Below are 21,149 nucleotides of genomic sequence, written 5' to 3' on the forward strand. Positions count from 1 at the left end.
ACTAATTTTTGCTCCACTCATAAGCATTCCAAGTAAAACCTACTCCATGGTGACCTAAAACATGAGGTTTTATACCTTGGATATTTTTAGCAAAAACTAAAGGATAATCAATGTAAGATATAAATAAAAACGCAGGGTCTTTATATAATGCATCAATAAATTCTTTATAATATTTTTTTCTTTCATTTATATCAAGTGAATTTCTTGCCTTTGTTAAAGCCTCATCTACTTTGGCATTTTGATAATGACCAAAATTCCATCCACTTGAGTTTAAGGCAGTATCTTCAGAGCTTGCAAAAACTCTAAAGGTATGAAAGTCAGGATCATAAGGACTACCCCAACCCACTAAAAAACTATCAATTTTAGTATAATCAAAACTTCCACTTGGTTTAGCAACAGCTTTTGCCTTAATACCTAGTTTTAAAAACTCACTTTGTAAGATATTTACTAAAGCTACTCTTAATGGATCTTCACTCATAGCATACATTTCAAAGCTAAATTCTTTGTCATTTTTTTCTAAAATACCATTTTTATTTTTTATAAAACCTGCTTTTGCTAAAAGCTCATTTGCTTTTTTTACATCATAAGTATAAGTTGCAAATTCTTTAGGGTTTGCCCATGATTTTTCTAAAGGATGATTGGCCACCTTTCCAAAAGAATGCAAAAGTGAATTTATAATAGCTTGTTTATCGATGGCGTAATTTAGTGCTAAACGTACATTTTGATCTTTTAAAAACTCATGGTTAAGATTAAACATCAAAGCACGGTAATCAGCCGAAGGCTCTATAAGCATTTTAAAATTCTTATCATTTTCAAAATTTGAAGCTAAAGCAAAATCAACTAAAGCCACATCAATAGAACCATTTTTAAGTTCAATTGCACTAATACTTGGATCTTTAATGTGTTTTAGTATGAGCTTTGGAGTTTTCACCTTAGCTAAATGGTAATTTTCATTTGCTTCTAAGATCATGTATTGACCTTGCTTCCATTGCTTTAACTTATAAGAGCCTGTTCCTATGGGCATTTGATTAAATTTAGTGGTATTTAGATTTTCTTTTTCAAGCAAGTGTTTTGGTAAAACCCCTACACTCAAAGCATCTAAAAATGCCGGAAAAGGCTTTGAAAGAGTGATAGACAAATGATAATCATCGATGATTTTTACTTCTTTAACCGCGTCAAAATTTACCTTTGAAGGTGAATTTAATTTCTCATCTTTTAAAGCATTTATACTAAATTCCACATCCTTAGCACTAAATTTAGCCCCATCATGCCACAATACATCATCTCTTAAAGTAAATTCATAAACAAGTCCATCTTTGCTAACTTTCCAAGAACTAGCAAGATCAGGTGCTAAGCTCATATTTTCATCAAAGCGTGTAAGTCCTGAAAACACAAGTGCAATTGCCACATCATGATCTTCACTAAAAAGCGGGTTAATACGCTCTGGTTCATTCTCCACTGCTATAATAATCGTATCTTTTGGCGTAGCAGCAAAAAGATTTAAAGCACAAAAAAGCATTAAAAAAAATCGCAACATAATTTTCCTTTCTTTTTGAAATAATTTCAAATTATAACATTAACTTGGTACTATGGAGTTTTTTCTAATTGTCTTTACAAAAGAATACACAACAAAGCCAAAAACAATTGTATAAATTCCACCAAGCACACTAAGTGGATCTAACATAGCTCTTTTGTCTGTGAAAATTCCTATCGCAGGTATGAGAATTTTTGGAGAAATTATCATAATAAAAATAACAACAGAATAAGATAAAACTATAAAAATCTTTCTCATAAATTTAAAACACAACGCCAAAACAACCAAAAACAAATATGCAAAAATTATCAGCAAATTTGTAAAAAGTATAAATAGATAATGATTTTGTATTAAAGATTTTATGTGTTTATCATAAAATTCTAACGAAAAATACAAATGATTTATGCTGATTTTATATTCAAAATAATGATTAACACCAATAATCGTTAAAAAGCTCAATATCCCAAAAACCCCTATCACCAAAATAAGCGAATTTAAGCTTTGTAAAATATTAGTATGATGATCGCAAAGTTCGCGGTAAAAGAAAAGTTGCCATTGTTCGATTTTTTCTTTTAAGCTTTTATTTTCTTTATATTTTAGTTCTAATTCTCTAGTGTAAAGCTCTTGAGCTCTTAGTTCCGAAGCATCGATTAGATTATGATGGGCTATATGATTGCTTTTTAATTTTCTAAATAAATCTCTAGCATCAAGCAATGCTTTATATTTATCAGTGATATTATTTGTTCTATTTTGTAAATCTTGAAAATTATATTCTATATATTTATGCTCTATATTAAATTGATTAGAAAAAGTGCAGTTTTCAAAATTTGGTTTATTGTTAAAATTAACTTTATCAAAAGTTACAATATTTTCAAACACAACATTATAAAAAACCAAATCGTTAATATTTAAATTTTCAAAATTTGCAATACTTTTAAAAGTGGAATTTAAGAAATAATAAGAGTTTAGTCGCTCAGCGGTATTGACAAATTTTACTCTATTAAATTCTACTTGATTAAATTCAAGTATATTGTTCATGGATAATATATTTGCAAATAATGTTTCGCCCTTAAATCTTGAAACAGCAAAACTAACCTTTCCTTTAAATTCAACTTCAGAAAAATAACATTTGTTTTTAAAATGTGTTTCTATAAAGTTATTTTCTACTTCTGTATTATTTACATCAGTTTTTGCTAAAAATTTAGTTTGCATAAATTTTATATCATTTTTAAATTTGGCTATATAAAAACTAACTCTTCCTTTAAATTTAACTTCAGAAAAATAACATTCGCTTTCAAAATGTGCTTCTTTAAAATTATTTTCTACTTCTATACCCTTTATATCAGTTTCTGCTAAAAATTTAGTTTTTATAAATCTTGCTTCACCTCTAAATCTAGCAATAAAAAAACTAACTCTTCCTTTAAATTCAACTTCATAAAAATAGCATTTACTTTCAAAATACACTTCTTGGAAATTGCTTTGTGCTAAAAAATTAACTTGCATAAATCTTGCTTCGTCTTTAAATTGTGAGAGTGCAAAATTAACCCTTGCTTGAAATATGGTTTTATCAAAAGTTGCTTTTCCTGTAAAAATGACCCCTAAAAAATGATTTTCAATTATTTTATCATTGCTTTGATTTGCTTGAAATTTGGTTTTTGTAAAACTTACTTCGTCTTTAAATTGTGAGAGTGCAAAATTAACCCTTGCTTGAAATATGGCATTAGAAAAAGATATTCTCCTTTCAAAGATAACTTCTCCAAAATTATTTTCTATTGCTTCATTATTGCTTTGATTTGCTTGAAATTGAGTTTCTATAAATCTCACTTCATCTTTAAATATAGATGTTAAAAAATCAATCTTGCATTTAAATTTTGTTTTAGAAAAATCTACTACAACATCAAATATACATTGCTGAAATATAACTTCATTTTCAAAATATAATTCTCTAGCGATAATCTGATTTTTAAAATTACAATTTCTAAAGTCTATTTTTATAGTATTTGTGTTAGAAAAGTAAAGATATTTTATTTCACTTCTAAGTATACAAATTTCTTTTATATCTTTTTCTTGCAATTTTTTAAAATTTATCTCTTCTATTTCAGCATCAAATATGATTATTTTATTATCTTTTACATCTTGCTTACCATTTTTTACAAAAATACCAAATTCATTAAAATCTTCCATTATTTGCCTTCAATGATTTTTATTTCTTCTTCGTTTAGGTTATAAAGTTTATAAACAATAGAGTTTATTTTGTCTTCTTGGGTTTTGGTGTTTGCTTTTTTGTCTTGTTCTTTTAAAATTAAAATCTCATCGACTAAGCTTATAAGCTCGCTTGCTAGTTTTTCATTTTTAGAATTTATATCTACTATAGGAATATTTAACAAAGGCTCTTTATCTATTTGATAATTATTGCCTTGCATTTTTCCTTTATGTTTTAACCAAAACATCATAAGTTTTGAATTTAAAATAGCAACTAGATACTTTGTATCAATTCTTTGTGTTTTTATAACATAAAAAGTCGCCGAAACATAACAATCAAAATCAACATAACTGAATTTAGGCTCATTTACACATTTTCTTAAAGCTACTATTCTAGGACTACCTGTAAAAAATTTTTCATCTCTAGCTCTATGTAGTCCATAAGGTTTGTTATCTGAAGTAATAACTTTTTTAAATTTATCTAAATGTTTTTTTAAGTTTGGATAATTATCCATAGAATTTGGATTTTTAAAAGATGAATTTGTATAAATAATCCATCGATGATTATTTTTTTCAAAAAAGAATTTTATAAAATTTTGAGTATCATAATAAGGTTTTACAAGATTATTTTCTAATTTTGTTAATTTTAGTTTCTCTTTTTCTTCTTCACTCAGACCAAAAATACCTTGCCCTATTTTAAAAACAAAATTATGATTACTATTAATTCTATTATTTACAAAATCATAATGCGGATGTATCCCATTTGCTATTTCTTTATCATCAAGGTAAAATTTTCCATATTTTTGGATTTTTTCAAATATCTCTTCATAATCATTTTTTATAAAATTCAAAGTTTTGTATATGAAATTCTTTGGCTTAAAATTTATATTTAAAATTTCATTATTAGGCGACTTTGTATTTTCTAAAATATCCAGAACATCTTCATAACTTGGACTTTGTGTAGTAAGTTTTGCAAAATTAAATTCATAGTTTTTAGGTGGTTTTGTTTTTTGAAATTGCATTATCATAGTTTGTATGCTTGCAGAATCAAAAACCATAAATGAAGAAAAATCGACAAGATTTAAAATTTGACACTCTTCTAATATAACATTACGTAATTTTTTAGCACCCGAATTTGTAGTCCAATTGTTTGTGGCAATAAAAGATAAAATTCCATTTTCTTTTAGTACATCTAAACCACGCCCCACAAAATGATACCAAATATCCATTTTACCTTGATAAGTTCTTAAATTTTTAGTATTTGCAAAAATTTCTTTATTATCATTTTCTTTTATGTAAGGTGGGTTACCGATGATGAGATCAAACCCTTGAAAGCTCCCGCCCTCATCAAGCACTTCGCTAAATTCAAAACGCCATTCAAAAGGATTTGCACTTTCTAAGTCAAATATACTCTCATAAAGCTTTTTAAGCTTTTTAAATTCTTTCTTAGCGGCACTTTCATCAAAGTCAAATTCAAACATATTTTTAGAGAAAAATGCTCTAAAATTCTCATCTTTTTCATCTTGTGCTAAAAAATCGCCGTATTTTTTAGAGTATTCATTAGCACCGTTGGTAAGTTGCTTGATCTCTTTGGCAAATTTGTCTTTTAGGCAGAAATTTTTAAAAGACTCTTTGAGGTTTTTGATCTCTTTTGCGATGAGAGTTTTGTCGGTGTAAAAGCCTTCTTTGTAGTCTTTGACTATGCGTTTGTATTTATCCATGCGTTCTTTGATGTTGGGGTAGTGAGAAAGGCTTTTGTGAATTTCAAAATAACTTATTAAAGAATTCCCGCATTTTATGTTGATGTCGATGTTTGGTAGGGTTTTAAGATCATGATAGTTTGCATCATCAAAGCTTTCATAAAAGCTGTGTTTTAAAAGCTCTATCCAAAGTCTTAGTTTAGTGATCTCACATGAATTTGGGTTGATATCTACTCCAAAAAGGTTGTTTTCTATGATGTCTTTTTTACGCTCAAAAAGTTCTTTTTGGCAAAGGTGGGTTTTGTCTTTGTCAAAATCAGGGCGTTTATACTCTAAAAACTGGCCTTTGTGATTTTGCACTAAAATTTCATCATTTTGCACGCTTAGGTAAAAGTCCTCTTCAAACAAACCAAGCTCATAATGCACCATAAGCATGGCATTTAAAGCTGAAACTAAAAAATGCCCACTTCCCACCGCAGGATCGCAAATGCGTATGGAATTTAGCAAGGCTAGTTTTTGCTCTTGAGAGATTTTTTCTTGACGCAACTGGGTTCTTAGCTCGCTTAGTTTGGTAGCATTTAGCTTAAAAGTATAGTTAAATCTATCAAGCACGACTTTTTCTATACTTACTTTACATATATATGAAGTGATAAAGCTTGGGGTATAGAAACTACCTTCCTTATAACCATTTAGCTTTTCAAAGACATTTCCCAAAACGCTTGAGTTGATGAGTTCTTTTTGCTTGATAAGTTCTTCACTTTGCTCATCAGATCCAAAGTCAAAGCTGTCTAAAAACTCAAACAAATATTCAAGCAAACCTACTTTACCTTTTTTGCTTTTGCCTTTGTCATCTTTTAGTTGTGTGTGCGGGTGGTACTCTAGTAAGGCATCATTTTCTAAAGTGGCGATTTCTAGTATGGTTTTTTCTATGGCTTGCTTTTCAAAAAGCGATGAATTTAAATAAGGCAAATAGCTAAATTTACTCTGTGCTCTTGTGTGTTTTTCTTTAGCTAAGATATCAAAGAAAAGGTGCGAAAGGGTGGTAAAATTTGGAATTTTTTCATAGTTTAGAAATTTAAGGGTTTTATCATCGTTAAATCTAACTAAATTTGACTCAATAAGCTTTAAAAATAAAATACGATTTAGCCAAAGTATGATGAATTTTAACACTTCTTCAAAATCATGCTCTGGAAGTTTGCTCGCTATGAGATGATAAAGCGTGCCTTGGGCTTGTTTGCTTTGCTCGCTTTGTGTGATGATGAATTTAGAAAGCTGTTTGCTCTCGCTTAAACCTAAGATGTATAAAAGCTCTTTATAAAATGCATTGTTTAGTGAGTTTGCGTCATTTGGGCTAAATTCATTTAGCAAAAAGTCTTTGTGGAAAGTTTTAAAAATACTTGCTAGGTTTTTGAAATTTGATTTTCGCTTGTCTTTTAAAAAGGCTAAATCAATGAAAAAGCCTTTTAAGTTTTCTTTGGAATTTTCTATGAGTTTGCTTGCTTCTTTGTAAAATTCATCATTATTGCCTTTAAAAAGTGAATTTGGGCTTTGAAATTCTTCAAAAAGCTTTTTAAAGCTTGTGTTTTTATAAAAAAGCTCTTCAAACTCACTAGCTTTGAAAATGTAGAATTTATAAAAGTCTGTGATGATGATAAATTTCAAGCTAAAGCTATGCTCTCTGTTTCTAAAATAATACAAAATGGCTTCATGTAAAGCTTTGGAATTTGGCTTTATGTGTGTGATGAATTCTTTTGAGTTGGGCTTTTTAGCTTCGATGAGAACTTCTAAGTCTTTACTAAGCTCATCTTTGGCGATGGCTAAGTCGATCTCGCTTTTGCCTTTTTGCTTGGTTTTGATGTGGGTTTTGAAATTTAGCGTGGTTAAAAATGGACTAAGTGCATTTGCTACAAGATAATCTTCATTTTCACTTTGTGAGTTTTCAAGCCTTTTTATATACTGCGTTAAAGCTTTGCAAAAAGTGTCAAATTCATTTTGTGTGATTTGCTTTTTGCGGTAGTAGGGGTTGAAAAAATCTTTTTCATTTAACAAAGTAAAGTGCATTTTTAACCTTTATAAAGAATATTTTGTATTTTACTAAAATTTACTTTTTATAATTTTTTTAAGAATTTAATATATCATTAATACCTTTATATGCTTGCTGTATAGGTTTTTTAATAAAAAAATCATTTAAAATTTGAATAAAGTCCTTTTTAGAATTTTGATTTTCAATCAACCAATAAATAAAAGCGTATTCTCCTTCTAATTTTTCATTGTTTATTAATTTATCACAATAATAGTGATTTTGATATTTTCTAACATTTTCTTCTTTTACATCTTTAAATAATTTTAAACATTCTTTATATTTTTCATTTTCTATATCTTCTTCATCATCATTTGAAATTTCAAATGCCAAACCAATAATATCATAGTATTTTTTTTTAAAATAAATATATATACATGGATATATGCTTTCATTCTTATAATCCATAGGATAAAATATAAACACACCATGATTAACACGATTTTCTTCTATTTTATTGCCGATAAAAGCTATATCACCTATTTTAATTTCCTTGTGTTCAAAACTATCAAAAAATTCTTCTATTATATATTCGCAGATGTTGGTCCATTTATGCTGAATAATATCTTTAGCTTTTTTATATTTTTCTTCATTTAAATTTTTAAGCTCTGATTTGTTTTTGTTATATCTATATAAAATCATCACATTTTTTAAATTTTGCATTTTTATATTGTCTTGAAAAATAAATTCTAATACATCATCTCTTTGAGTATACTCATCTGTCATATACCATTGTAAAATACTTTTGTATTGATTTAGAGTAAAAATAATGTTTTGTATATCAAGAATAAATTTTTGATCTTTGATTGATTTTTCTTCATATATTTTTATACACTCATCAATCCATTCCTTAATCCATATGTAATCCATCTTCAAATAATAGCTAACATTATTTTCATTTTTATCTTTAATCAAATTTGTCTTTATTGTAAAATTTCCCAAGCTATAATCACTAGGACTAGCGCACTCATCTTGATGCAAATATATAGTCAATATGTTTTTATAGCAATCTTGTATATTTTTGATATTTTTTCTTACAAAATTAATATAATCTTTCAATTGATTTTTTTGATCTTTTGCATAAATTTTATTTTCTATTATAATATATCTTTTATCACTTAATGTTATTAAAATATCTATCCTTCTATTATCTTTTATGCAGGCTTCTGTTTCTACGCTTTTTATATCTTCTATGCTTAAATTTTCAAATTTCGTATTTACTAAACTCTTGCCAAGTTTTTCTAAAAATACCTTTGCAAATTTTTTTTGATAATGATCCTTATTTATATTAATTAAATAAGCTATAAATTTAGAATGATAATTTTCTTTTATTTCAACGTTCAAAGCCTCAAGTATATTTATATCACTCAAACCATTATCTACATCTTTTTCAAATTTAGCATCTTCTTCAAGCAATATTTCAACAAATTTTTCCATATATCACTTTCTAAATTTTATAAAATTTTACATGCAAACAGCTTTTCAACCAATTAAAAAATAAAGTAATTTTAAAAATTAACAATAAAAATAAACATAGGATTATATATAAAGTAAGAATAATAAGAATTAACAAGTCCGCAATGAGCTACTTTCCCCCTGCCAGTAAGGCGTAGTATCATCACCCACGATGTGCTTAGCTTCTTGGTTCGGGATGGAGCAAGGCGTCTCCACATCTGTATAATCACGGACATTGTTATTTAAATACTCTTTTAAAATACATAAAATTTAAGAATACTTAAAAAACAATGTTAAGAGCAAGTTCTAATATAAACTCTACCTATAAGTTTCTATCAAACTTAGGTTATTGTTACACATCCAAAGCTTCAAGTAAAAACCTTAACAAGGAAGTGATGCTTAAATAAGATAAGCCAAACGCTCTATTAGTACTGGTCAGCTAAAGGACTTTCATCCATTACACACCCAGCCTATCAAACTAGTAGTCTTCTAGAGAGCTTAGAGAAGATTCATCTTAGAGTTGGCTTCACGCTTAGATGCTTTCAGCGTTTATCCGTTCCAAACTTAGCTACGCTGCGATGCTCTTGGCAGAACAACAGCTACACCAGTGGTTTGTTCAACCCGGTCCTCTCGTACTAGGGTCAAATCTCTTCAATCTTCTTACGCCCACGGCAGATAGGGACCGAACTGTCTCACGACGTTCTGAACCCAGCTCGCGTACCGCTTTAAATGGCGAACAGCCATACCCTTGGGACCTGCTCCAGCCCCAGGATGCGATGAGCCGACATCGAGGTGCCAAACCTCCCCGTCGATGTGAGCTCTTGGGGGAGATCAGCCTGTTATCCCCGGGGTACCTTTTATCCTTTGAGCGATGGCCCTTCCACACAGAACCACCGGATCACTAAGACCGACTTTCGTCTCTGCTTGACTTGTATGTCTTGCAGTTAAGCTGGCTTATACCTTTATACTCTACGAACGATTTCCAACCGTTCTGAGCCAACCTTTGTAAGCCTCCGTTATTATTTGGGAGGCGACCGCCCCAGTCAAACTACCCACCAGACATTGTCCCACTTGAGGATAACTCAAGCTGGTTAGCTACCCAAATAAGAAAGAGTGGTATCTCAACAACGGCTCATATACAACTGGCGTCATATACTCAAAGCCTCCCACCTATCCTGCACATTCTTATCCAAATAGCAGTGTCAAGCTGTAGTAAAGGTCCACGGGGTCTTTCCGTCTTGCCGCGGGTAGGAGGAATTTTCACCTCCACTACAATTTCACTGGATCCCTCTTTGAGACAGCTCCCATCTCGTTACGCCATTCATGCAGGTCGGTATTTAACCGACAAGGAATTTCGCTACCTTAGGACCGTTATAGTTACGGCCGCCGTTTACTCGGGCTTCGATCAAGAGCTTCGCTAATGCTAACCCCATCAATTAACCTTCGAGCACCGGGCAGGCGTCACACCCTATACATCCTCTTACGAGTTAGCAGAGTGCTGTGTTTTTGGTAAACAGTCGGGAGGGACTCTTTGTTGTAAGTTTCTTCGCTTTCGGAGTAAATCCTAATACGAAGCGAACCACACCTTATACCGAAGATACGGTGCTATTTTGCAGAGTTCCTTAAAGAGAGTTCTTCCACGCGCCTTAGAATACTCATCCCACCCACCTGTGTCGGTTTACGGTACGGGCAACATTAGCTAAACTTAGAAACTTTTCTTGGCTCGACGGCATCAGCAATTCTCCTCGCTGTCCGAAGACTTTGAAGAGCCTTTCAGTTCTCGGAGTATTGTTATACGGATTTGCCTATATAACCTCCTACGACCTTAGACTAGCACTTCCATCCGCTAGCTTGCTTAGCCCTAAGCGTCCTTCCATCGCACACTAATGTTGGTATTGGAATATTAACCAATTTGCCATCGTCTACCCCTTTCGGACTCGACTTAGGACCCGACTAACCCTACGATGACGAGCATCGCGTAGGAAACCTTGGGTTTACGGCGTTAATGATTCTCACATTAATTATCGCTACTCATGCCTGCATGCTCACTTCTATTCGCTCCAGCACTCCTTACCGGTATACCTTCGACGCAAATAGAACGCTCTCCTACCACTTGATAAAATCAAGTCTACAGCTTCGGTACTTACTTTAGCCCCGTTATATTTTCCGCGCAAAATCACTAGACCAGTGAGCTATTACGCTTTCTTTAAAGGATGGCTGCTTCTAAGCCAACCTCCTGGTTGTTTAAGTAACTTCACATCGTTTTCCACTTAAGTAAGATTTAGGGACCTTAGCTGGTAGTCTGGGTTGTTTCCCTCTTGACGACGGATTTTATCACTCGCCGCCTGACTGCTGTGATTACATATAAGGTATTCGGAGTTTGATAGGGTTTGGTACATTGGTGTATGCCCTAGCCCATTCAGTGCTCTACCCCCTTATACTACGACACAACGCTATACCTAAATATATTTCGGAGAGAACCAGCTATCACGAAGTTTGATTGGCCTTTCACCCCTATCCACAAGTCATCCGGGGGCTTTTCAACGCCTATCGGTTCAGTCCTCCACTAGTTCTTACACTAGCTTCAACTTGCTCATGGATAGATCACTTCGTTTCGGGTCTGCAGCATCTGACTTAAGCGCCCTATTCAGACTCGCTTTCGCTACGGCTTCGCGTGTGCTTAACCTTGCCAGACACCACAACTCGCAGGCTCATTATGCAAAAGGCAGTCCATCACACTGTATTGCTACATAGTGCTCTGAATGATTGTAAGCAAATGGTTTCAGGTTCTATTTCACTCTGATCACCTCAGTTCTTTTCACCTTTCCCTCACGGTACTTGTGCACTATCGGTCTGGTAGTAGTATTTAGGGTTGGATCGTGGTCGACCCAGCTTCAGACAGGATTCCTCGTGTCCCGCCCTACTCAGGATACTGCTAGCTAAGGTTTGGTTTTCGTATACGGGACTATCACCCTCTATGGCTACACTTTCCAGAGTGTTCTACTAACCTCACCTATTGCACATTGCAGTCCTACAACCCCCAGTGCAAGCACTGGGTTTGCCCTCTTGCGCTTTCGCTCGCCGCTACTGACGCAATCTCTATTGATTTCTTTTCCTGTAGGTACTAAGATGTTTCAATTCCCTACGTTCGCTCCATTATGGTAGTATATATTTCTATATACTGGGTTGCCCCATTCGGAAATCTACGGATCAAAGCTTCTTGACAGCTCCCCGTAGCTTATCGCAGTCTAGTACGTCCTTCATCGCCTTTACCAGCCAAGGCATCCACCATTCGCTCTTAATAGCTTACCTTTTAATTCATTCTAAAACGCATCACTTCCTTGTTAAAGTTTTTATGATAAGACTTTACTATCTTAAGACGGAAAGCATTTAAACACTTAATAAAACTAAAATATTAGTCTAACTAAGCTGTGAGTTTAAAACTTGTCTTTAACTAAAAGCTAAAGAAAAGATAGTTAGGTTTTATCCTTTAACAAGTCCTGTAAAATTGTTTTTATTAAAACTTGCTTGTGACTCTTAACAATGATAATTCAAATAACATTAAATAACTAATCTAATATATAAATATATTCTATTATTTATTTAGCTTAGGCTTTAAAACCTAAAGGAAGTATATATAAAGAGTTTAAATAATTTAAAAATAAATCAATAAAGAAAATACTTTAATTATTTTTATTATTTATATACTTACTTTAAGTTTTAAAACTTTAATTTGGAATTGATAAACAAACCTTTTTTATGGTGGGCCTAACAAGACTTGAACTTGTGACCTCACCCTTATCAGGGGTGCACTCTAACCAGCTGAGCTATAGGCCCTTAATAAATGGTGGAGAATAGCGGGATCGAACCGCTGACCTCCTGCGTGCAAAGCAGGCGCTCTCCCAGCTGAGCTAATTCCCCAAAATTAGCTTTTCATCAATCTTTGAAATCTAAACAAGGATGATTGAGTCTATATATGAACTGATAGTTGTGAGACTTATCAGTTTGTACTCTAGAAAGGAGGTGATCCAACCGCAGGTTCTCCTACGGTTACCTTGTTACGACTTCACCCCAGTCGCTGATTCCACTGTGGACGGTAACTAGTTTAGTATTCCGGCTTCGAGTGAAATCAACTCCCATGGTGTGACGGGCGGTGAGTACAAGACCCGGGAACGTATTCACCGTAGCATGGCTGATCTACGATTACTAGCGATTCCGGCTTCATGCTCTCGAGTTGCAGAGAACAATCCGAACTGGGACATATTTTATAGATTTGCTCCACCTCGCGGTATTGCGTCTCATTGTATATGCCATTGTAGCACGTGTGTCGCCCTGGGCATAAGGGCCATGATGACTTGACGTCGTCCACACCTTCCTCCTCCTTACGAAGGCAGTCTATTTAGAGTGCTCGGCCGAACCGTTAGCAACTAAATACGTGGGTTGCGCTCGTTGCGGGACTTAACCCAACATCTCACGACACGAGCTGACGACAGCCGTGCAGCACCTGTCTCTAAGTTCTAGCAAGCTAGCACCCTCATATCTCTATAAGGTTCTTAGGATATCAAGCCCAGGTAAGGTTCTTCGCGTATCTTCGAATTAAACCACATGCTCCACCGCTTGTGCGGGTCCCCGTCTATTCCTTTGAGTTTTAATCTTGCGACCGTACTCCCCAGGCGGTACACTTAATGCGTTAGCTGCATTACTGAGATGACTAGCACCCCAACAACTAGTGTACATCGTTTAGGGCGTGGACTACCAGGGTATCTAATCCTGTTTGCTCCCCACGCTTTCGCGCCTTAGCGTCAGTTAAGTTCCAGCAGATCGCCTTCGCAATGGGTATTCTTGGTGATATCTACGGATTTTACCCCTACACCACCAATTCCATCTGCCTCTCCCCCACTCTAGACTACCAGTTTCCCAAGCAGTTCAACGGTTAAGCCGTTGGATTTCACAAGAGACTTGATAATCCGCCTACGCGCCCTTTACGCCCAGTGATTCCGAGTAACGCTTGCACCCTCCGTATTACCGCGGCTGCTGGCACGGAGTTAGCCGGTGCTTATTCCTTAGGTACCGTCAGAATTCTTCCCTAAGAAAAGGAGTTTACGCTCCGAAAAGTGTCATCCTCCACGCGGCGTTGCTGCGTCAGGGTTTCCCCCATTGCGCAATATTCCCTACTGCTGCCTCCCGTAGGAGTCTGGACCGTGTCTCAGTTCCAGTGTGACTGATCATCCTCTCAGACCAGTTAAGCGTCATAGCCTTGGTGAGCCATTACCTCACCAACTAGCTGATACTATATAGTCTCATCCTACACCGAAAAACTTTCCCTACTTAACTTGTGTTAAGCAGGAGTATAGAGTATTAGCAGTCGTTTCCAACTGTTGTCCTCTTGTGTAGGGCAGATTAACTATACCTTACTCACCCGTGCGCCACTAATCCACAACTAGCAAGCTAGTTGCTTCATCGTTCGACTTGCATGTATTAGGCACGCCGCCAGCGTTCACTCTGAGCCAGGATCAAACTCTCCATAAAAAATAATTTGGATAAGTTTAATCTTTTTCTTCAAAGAAAAAGTTGATTGTTAAGATTTAAAAATAAATCTTTCTGGCTCAATCGATCACTTATTTAGATTTCAAAGATTGACTATAAGATTTGATTAACAATATTAATAATTTAAAGAACAAATACTAAAAAATTAAGACAAAAAATCTTAGCTTTTTATTTCCCTTTTATTTGAAAAGGAAATGAAATTATAGCAATAAAAGCTTAAAGTTTTATTAAGTATGAAAAGAAATAATTGTAATTAATATAAATAGCATATTTAATCTTAATATTATAAAAATGATTTAAAAAAGCGGGGGGGGGGATGAATACACCTTAAGATATTAAATATAGTTTTGTAGATATTTAGCTAACAAAGCATTTTAAACTTTAAAACAATACACCTATTTTTTAGCAAGTAAAACATAAAATAATATTTGTTTTATCCAAATAACTCCATAGCATCTTTATATGCACTAACTAGTGAAGCTAAAGTAACAAAACCACCAATAATTAAAAAAACCATCTCGATTTTTTTTCTTTTATCTTCTTTTATTTTTCCCTTTTTATTTTCTTCTTGATTTTGTTCAATGTGTAAAATATCAACAAGATTTTCTATCTGGACTTTAAGTTCTTGGTGTTGCTCTAAAATATCATAATACTTAAATATAATTTTCCATATCGAATGTTTTTGTTGATAATTATAATGGACTGGGTTACTAAAAAAATATTTCAGATTAAAGGTATAAAAATCCTTTTTAATGTCAATAACATCATGATAATTTTCTTTTTCTATAATACTTGAAGTTAAATTCAAATAATACTCCATTTTCTCACGATAGGCCAAAGAAAGTACAAACATAGTCATTGTATCGTTAAATTTACTTTCACAGTTACTAAATTTAGCCTGAAACAAAAAGCCTTTTTCTGAAAACACAACTTTAATATCTGGATTATCATAACAATTTGATTTATCTATTTTTAGTGTAGAGCTACCTCTTAATAGTTGTGATATTTTACTATCATTTATATTTTCATCGGTATATACAACCACATGGTCTATCACACCTTTTTTAAATTGACAATACTCTTGGCTTACTGAAACTCCATTTTTTATACATATAATACATATATCAAAAATTTTGTATATTAGTATTGTGCCTTTGACATACTTTTGATCTTCAATATTGGTATAAATTTCTAAATTTTGAGCCAAAAAGATATGAAAAAAATCTTTTGTTCCTATATCTTTTTTAAATTTATCTTTGCAAAAATTTTCGATAATTTTAACTTGATAATACATATTAATCACTATATCATCCCAATCTTAATATTTTAATATATTATCTTAATTATATTAAATCAAAGATGATTTGGTTTGCTTTTCAAGTATTTAGATGGCAAAATCTAAATTGGTGGTGCGGATGAAAGGACTTGAACCTTCACGCATTGCTGCACCAGATCCTAAGTCTGGCGTGTCTGCCAATTTCACCACATCCGCAAAAGTGGTACGCTCAAGAGGATTCGAACCTCTGACCTACGGCTTAGAAGGCCGTTGCTCTATCCAGCTGAGCTATGAGCGCATAAATAAAGTTACAATGGGCTATGGTGCGCCCGATAGGAATCGAACCCATAACCTACAGATCCGAAGTCTGTTGCTCTATCCAGTTGAGCTACGAGCGCTGATGGGGTGAGTGATGGGAATCGAACCCACGACCCTCAGGACCACAATCTGATGCTCTAACCGACTGAGCTACACTCACCATTTGTAAAAATGGTCGGGGTGAAAGGATTCGAACCTTCGGCCCCTTGGTCCCAAACCAAGTGCGCTAACCAGACTGCGCTACACCCCGATGTACAAAAACAAAGCACTATTTTACATAAAAAAATATTAAAAGTCAAGATAAAAAATATTTAGCATAAAAAATGCTAAATATTTTAAGAATTATCTGTTTGCTTTTTTTGTGAAACGATGTTTAAAATTTCAACTACTAAAGAAAAAGCCATAGCCGTGTAAATATATGCTTTATCTATATGAATATCAAAACTTTCACACACTAAAACAAAGCCTATCATCACTAAAAATGCCAGAGCTAAAATTTTAATACTTGGATATTTTTCTACAAAATCTGCAATTGGTTTAGAGGCAAAAAGCATTACTAATACCGCTACTATAACAGCAATAATCATAATCTCTATATCTTGAGCAATACCTACAGCAGTAATAACACTATCAAGAGAAAATACTATATCTATCACTGCTATTTCAGCTACTACAACCCAAAGTTTATTGCTAATTTTTATATTGCTTTGACTTTCTTCTTGATGCATTATACTTTCTTTGATTTCCTTAATAGACTTAACTATCAAAAATAACCCTCCAAGCAAAAGCACCAAATCTCTACCTGAAATTTCATTACCAAGTATACTAAATAAAGGCGCGACAAGCTTCATCACCCAAAATAAAGATAATAATAATAAAATTCTAGTAATCATTGCAAAAGCAAGACCTAAAATTCTACCTTTATCTCTATGTTCTGGTGGTAACTTAGAAACTAAAATCGCTAAGAAAATGATATTATCAATCCCTAGCACAATCTCTAAAGCTGTAAGGGTAAGCAATACCACCCAAGCATCTACACTAAAAATCCATTCAAACATTTAAATTCCTTCAATGAAAAGCGTAATTATAGTGATGAAAAATTAATCGTTTTCAAAAATTTCAACAATAGCTGCAGGTAAAAGCTCATGTTCAAATTTATGAATCTTATTCTCAAACTCTTCAAAACTTAAATTAGCTTTTTCAAAGGCCTTTTGAGCAATGATTTTACCACCATCAAGCTCTTCATTAACCCAATGCACACTAATGCCTGCTACTTTCATATCACTTTCATAGCTTTCTTTGATAGCATGAGCCCCTTTAAATAAAGGAAGTAAAGAAGGATGAAGATTAATAGCTTTTACATTTTGAGTAAAAATAGGACTTAAAATTCGCATAAATCCTGCTAAAATAGTTAAATCTGCCTGACTTTCTTTGATGACTTTTACCAATTTAGCATCAAATTCTTCCCTTGAGACAAATTTTTCATGCTCTATAATTTTTGTATTAAGGCCATATTTTAAGGCTCTTTGTATACCATAAGCTTCTTTTTTGTTGCACACACACAAAACCACTTCAAAAGTATTTTTACCAAAAGTTTTTTTATGTAGTTTTTCTAAAATATTTTCCAAATTGCTTCCATTGCCACTAAACAAAACTGCTAATTTTACAAGCATTTCAACCCCTTTATTAACTTTAAAGCATCAAAGCTAATTTTATTTTTCTTATAATTTTTAGCCACTAAAGCATGGGCTAATACCGCATTTTTTGCAGCTTCTAAAGCATTAAATTTAGCTCCAAGCAAAGCTGCTATCATACCACTTAATACATCTCCACTTCCACCTTTTGCCAAAGCTTCATTGCCACAATTTACTACAAAAAGTTTTTCTTTTTGAGTGATGATGGGATTGGCCCCTTTTAACACTAAAACACATTTAAACTTAGAACTAAATCTTCTTACATAAAAAAAGCGTTTACTTTGAATTTCTTCTACGCTTATATCCTCATCAAAGCAAAGTTTTAAAAGCATAGAAAATTCTTTAGGATGAGGAGTTAAAACAACATCTTCTCTATCAAGATAAGAAAATAAATTAGTACTTCGAAAGCAATTTGCATCCAAGATTAAAGGAATATTTTTTAATCTTTCATCTTTTAAAATACTTAAATCATCAAGCCCCATACCTATAGCGGCTGCACTTACTTTACCTTCGATATCATCTTTTAACATAATTAAAGGCGAAAAGCTTTCTTTGGCTACTAAAGACACAAGCCCTGCTCCAAATTCTAAAGCACCAAGTCCTGCTAAAGTTCCTGCGCTTTTGTTTGCAAAAACATAAACATGACCAAAATCACCTTTATTTGAGTTAGCTTTTTTTGTAATGAGTTTTAAATCTTTTTTTTCTAGTAAAAAACTCGAAGTATTTTGTATATAGGGTTTTAACCCCAAATTTGCAATTTTAATTTTACCTATAAATTCTTTTGCAAAATCTTCTAATAAAATCTCTTTAATAACCCCCATACAAAGTGTATAATCAGCTTTAAAACTTACTTCTTGCCCAAGTCCACTAGGAACATCGCAAGCTATTTTTAACGCCTTACTCTTAGAAACTTTTTTAAAAATTCTTTGTAGGTTTTCATCTAAAGCTTTATTTAAACCACTTCCAAAAACACAATCAACTATGATGTCAAAGTCTTTAAATTTAGGTTCTTTTTTTAAAAATTTAAAACCTATATTTTTTAAAATTTGCTCTTGCTTGATGAACATTGCACTTTTTTTATATGATATAACATAAGCAAAAGCTTTTTTTAAATGTCTAATAGCTACAAGTCCATCAGCTCCATTCCCTCCGGTACCAAGTAAAAATAAAATTTTGGCATTTTTTATTTTTTTACTTTTTTTCTTGATAAAATTTGCAAGCTCTATGCCTGCATTTTCCATCATCAAAAATTCATCTAGACCTTTTTCAATTAGTTGTTTTTCATAAGAAATATTATCTTTAAATATTACTTTCATCATTCATCTCGTGTTTTATAATTTTTTGAGTCTTTGCACCTAGTTCTTTAAGTTTGATCACTCTTGAAGTGATATTTCCGCTTCCATGAGTAAGCTTTGTTTGCATATTATCTACATTTAAGTTTAATCTTTTGATGTTTTCTTTGATTTTTTCAAAATCATCTAAAACTCCTGCAAATTTATCATGAAATTTACCAAGCTCATCAAAGGCTTTTAAAATATTCTCATTACTTTGGATATTGTTCCATGAAATATTTATAGTGTTTAATGCCATAAAAAGAGTATTTGGAGTAGTTAAATAAACCTTTTTTTTATAAGCATATTGATAAATTTCAAGATTTACATTTAAAATCAAATCTAAAATATTTTGATAAGGTATAAAAAGTAAAACAAACTCATACGTATGTTTATCATACTGTATATAAGGTTTTTTAGCTAACTCATCAATTCTTGATTTTAAATTATAAGCTAAATCAAGACAAGTATTTTTATCAACATCTTCGAAATTAAAATCATTTGGTAGTGAAAATTTTGCATCTATAACTATACTTTTGTGTTTATCTAGAAATACTACAGCATCAGGAATATAGGTTTTACCCTCATCTTGAAATCTCTCTTGCAATTTATACTGCACCCCTTCTATCAAACCACTATTTTCTAAAACTGACTTTAGCTGCAATTCTGCAAAATTACCACGAATTTTTTTATCTCCTTTTAAAATTTTGGCTAGCTTATCTGCATTATCTCCCATATTTTGACTAAATTTAAACATATGATCAATTTGTGTTTTTATACTTATTTCATTTTGACTAAGCTTTTCACTATATTCTTTAACACTTTTTTTTACAGGTATAAAAATTTCTTCTAGGATTTTTTTTGTATCTTCATTGAGCATAAGTTTGTTTTGATTTAAAATACTAGCATTTTGTTTTTGTAAATTTTGCTCTAGCTCTTGTTTTAACTCTAACAAGCTTTGCTTATATTTTTCTTCCAATTTCATCAAAGTCTGAGCGTATTCTTCTTTTAAACTTGCACGCTCTTTTAAATGTATATTTAAAAGCTCTTGTTGAGTTTGCTCTTTTTGCATTAATTTTGCCTCTAAAGCTTCATTTTTAGATAAATATAATATTTTTTCATCTAAGAGTTTGGAATTTTTTTCTATGAGTGTAGTTTTTTCAAGCTCTAAATTAGAAAGTTGATTTTGCAAAGTCACGTTACTTTGGCTTAAAAATTCTAATCTTGCTTTTTCTTTTTGGATTTTAAATACCATCCATACAAAAGCTAAAATTATAACAGCCAAAAAAGCTATTAAAATATTTTCCATTTTTATTAGGCCTTTGTTTTTTCAATAAGAAAATAAATATTTTTTTCATTGCCTTCTTTAAATTGTTTCATTTGTGGTAAAAACTTTTTTACCAAAGCTCTAAAATTTTTAAAACCAAAATTTTGCGGGATAAAATTTGCGTGTTTTCTATTCATATTAGTACGAATTTGAGCATATTCAGCACGACCTTTTTCTTCTATCAAAGCTTCTGTGATATTAATCAAATCTTTGATATATTCTTTAGTGCTCAACACCTCTTCTTTAGACTCATCTTGATCTAAGTAAAAAAATTCACTAAATGAATTTACATAAGATTTTACAGCTTGTTTTAAACCCATACCTATAACTTGTTTTTTACCTTCTTTAAGTCTTTGAATTAAACTAGTATAATCACTATCGCTTGAAACAATGACAAAAATATCAATATCTTTTTCATAAAAAAAAGTCATAATCTCAGTGATTAAGTACATATCACTTGAGTTTTTATTAGCTATGAAGTTAAATTGTTGCATAGCAATGATAGAATATTGAGCAATTTGTTCTTTCCAATTTTGGATGTTTTTTTGCGTCCAATCTCCATAAATACGCTTTACAACGATTTCTCCGTAATCAGAAGCAATATCAAAAATAGATTTTGCATATTTTGAAGGAATATTTTCTGCATCAATAAATATTGCTACGCTTTTATTTTCCATTTTCTCTC

At 32.3% G+C, this 21,149-nt stretch carries 10 protein-coding genes, 7 tRNA genes and 3 rRNA genes; all 20 read right to left on the minus strand.

From position 1 onward, the window contains the following. Position 1: 1 nt before the first annotated feature. The 20 genes from CORN_RS07735 to CORN_RS07830 all read right to left on the minus strand — a co-directional run bounded on the left by CORN_RS07735 (position 2) and on the right by CORN_RS07830 (position 21,141). A complete protein-coding gene (locus tag CORN_RS07735; RefSeq protein ID WP_066008321.1) occupies positions 2-1,537 on the minus strand; it encodes an ABC transporter substrate-binding protein in 1,536 nt (511 codons plus the stop codon). Between the two features lie 39 nt (positions 1,538-1,576). Continuing rightward, complete coding sequence (locus CORN_RS07740) at positions 1,577-3,718, minus strand: hypothetical protein (protein WP_094750313.1); 2,142 nt, start codon at positions 3,716-3,718, stop codon at positions 1,577-1,579. Next, the gene (locus tag CORN_RS07745) at positions 3,718-7,497 is read right to left on the minus strand and encodes a type IIG restriction enzyme/methyltransferase (protein WP_066008322.1); all 3,780 of its coding nucleotides are present in this window, start codon (positions 7,495-7,497) and stop codon (positions 3,718-3,720) included. The genes CORN_RS07740 and CORN_RS07745 overlap by 1 nt, the downstream gene beginning before the upstream one ends. 58 nt (positions 7,498-7,555) lie before the next feature. Continuing rightward, positions 7,556-8,953 (minus strand): PDDEXK-like family protein, encoded by a 1,398-nt coding sequence (locus tag CORN_RS07750; RefSeq protein WP_066008323.1) that lies wholly within the window; start codon positions 8,951-8,953, stop codon positions 7,556-7,558. Positions 8,954-9,088: 135 nt separating this feature from the next. After that, positions 9,089-9,205 (minus strand): 5S ribosomal RNA (gene rrf, locus CORN_RS07755). A gap of 170 nt (positions 9,206-9,375) precedes the next feature. Beyond that, positions 9,376-12,283: ribosomal RNA gene (locus CORN_RS07760) — 23S ribosomal RNA — on the minus strand. A gap of 448 nt (positions 12,284-12,731) precedes the next feature. Next, positions 12,732-12,808, minus strand: a tRNA-Ile gene (locus CORN_RS07765). Positions 12,809-12,816: 8 nt separating this feature from the next. Beyond that, a tRNA-Ala gene (locus CORN_RS07770) sits at positions 12,817-12,892 on the minus strand. A 95-nt stretch (positions 12,893-12,987) separates the two neighbouring features. Then, positions 12,988-14,500: ribosomal RNA gene (locus CORN_RS07775) — 16S ribosomal RNA — on the minus strand. Together the 16S, 23S and 5S rRNA genes with 2 tRNA genes alongside form the textbook arrangement of a ribosomal RNA operon. Before the next feature lie 451 nt (positions 14,501-14,951). Continuing rightward, positions 14,952-15,812, minus strand: coding sequence for a hypothetical protein (locus CORN_RS07780; RefSeq protein WP_172664001.1), 861 nt, complete (start codon positions 15,810-15,812; stop codon positions 14,952-14,954). A 113-nt stretch (positions 15,813-15,925) separates the two neighbouring features. Beyond that, positions 15,926-16,010, minus strand: a tRNA-Leu gene (locus CORN_RS07785). A gap of 5 nt (positions 16,011-16,015) precedes the next feature. Continuing rightward, positions 16,016-16,092: transfer RNA gene (locus CORN_RS07790), tRNA-Arg, on the minus strand. A gap of 23 nt (positions 16,093-16,115) precedes the next feature. Further along, positions 16,116-16,192, minus strand: a tRNA-Arg gene (locus CORN_RS07795). 3 nt (positions 16,193-16,195) lie between these two features. Continuing rightward, positions 16,196-16,272 (minus strand) — tRNA-His (locus CORN_RS07800). 12 nt (positions 16,273-16,284) lie between these two features. Further along, positions 16,285-16,362: transfer RNA gene (locus tag CORN_RS07805), tRNA-Pro, on the minus strand. 85 nt (positions 16,363-16,447) lie between these two features. Continuing rightward, positions 16,448-17,170: a TerC family protein gene (locus CORN_RS07810; RefSeq protein WP_066006446.1), complete on the minus strand. Its 723-nt coding sequence runs from the start codon at positions 17,168-17,170 to the stop codon at positions 16,448-16,450. A 42-nt stretch (positions 17,171-17,212) separates the two neighbouring features. Next, positions 17,213-17,785 (minus strand): phosphoribosylglycinamide formyltransferase, encoded by a 573-nt coding sequence (gene purN / locus CORN_RS07815; RefSeq protein WP_066006444.1) that lies wholly within the window; start codon positions 17,783-17,785, stop codon positions 17,213-17,215. Beyond that, positions 17,776-19,122: an NAD(P)H-hydrate dehydratase gene (locus tag CORN_RS07820; RefSeq protein WP_066006455.1), complete on the minus strand. Its 1,347-nt coding sequence runs from the start codon at positions 19,120-19,122 to the stop codon at positions 17,776-17,778. Before CORN_RS07820 ends, purN begins: the two co-directional genes overlap by 10 nt. Continuing rightward, on the minus strand, positions 19,106-20,446 hold the full coding sequence (locus tag CORN_RS07825) for a DNA recombination protein RmuC (RefSeq protein ID WP_066006443.1): 1,341 nt from the start codon (positions 20,444-20,446) through the stop codon (positions 19,106-19,108). Before CORN_RS07825 ends, CORN_RS07820 begins: the two co-directional genes overlap by 17 nt. A gap of 5 nt (positions 20,447-20,451) precedes the next feature. After that, positions 20,452-21,141, minus strand: coding sequence for an NYN domain-containing protein (locus tag CORN_RS07830; protein WP_066006441.1), 690 nt, complete (start codon positions 21,139-21,141; stop codon positions 20,452-20,454). Between the last annotated feature and the right edge of the window lie 8 nt (positions 21,142-21,149).

The organism is Campylobacter ornithocola (assembly GCF_013201605.1).
Classification (GTDB): domain Bacteria; phylum Campylobacterota; class Campylobacteria; order Campylobacterales; family Campylobacteraceae; genus Campylobacter_D; species Campylobacter_D ornithocola.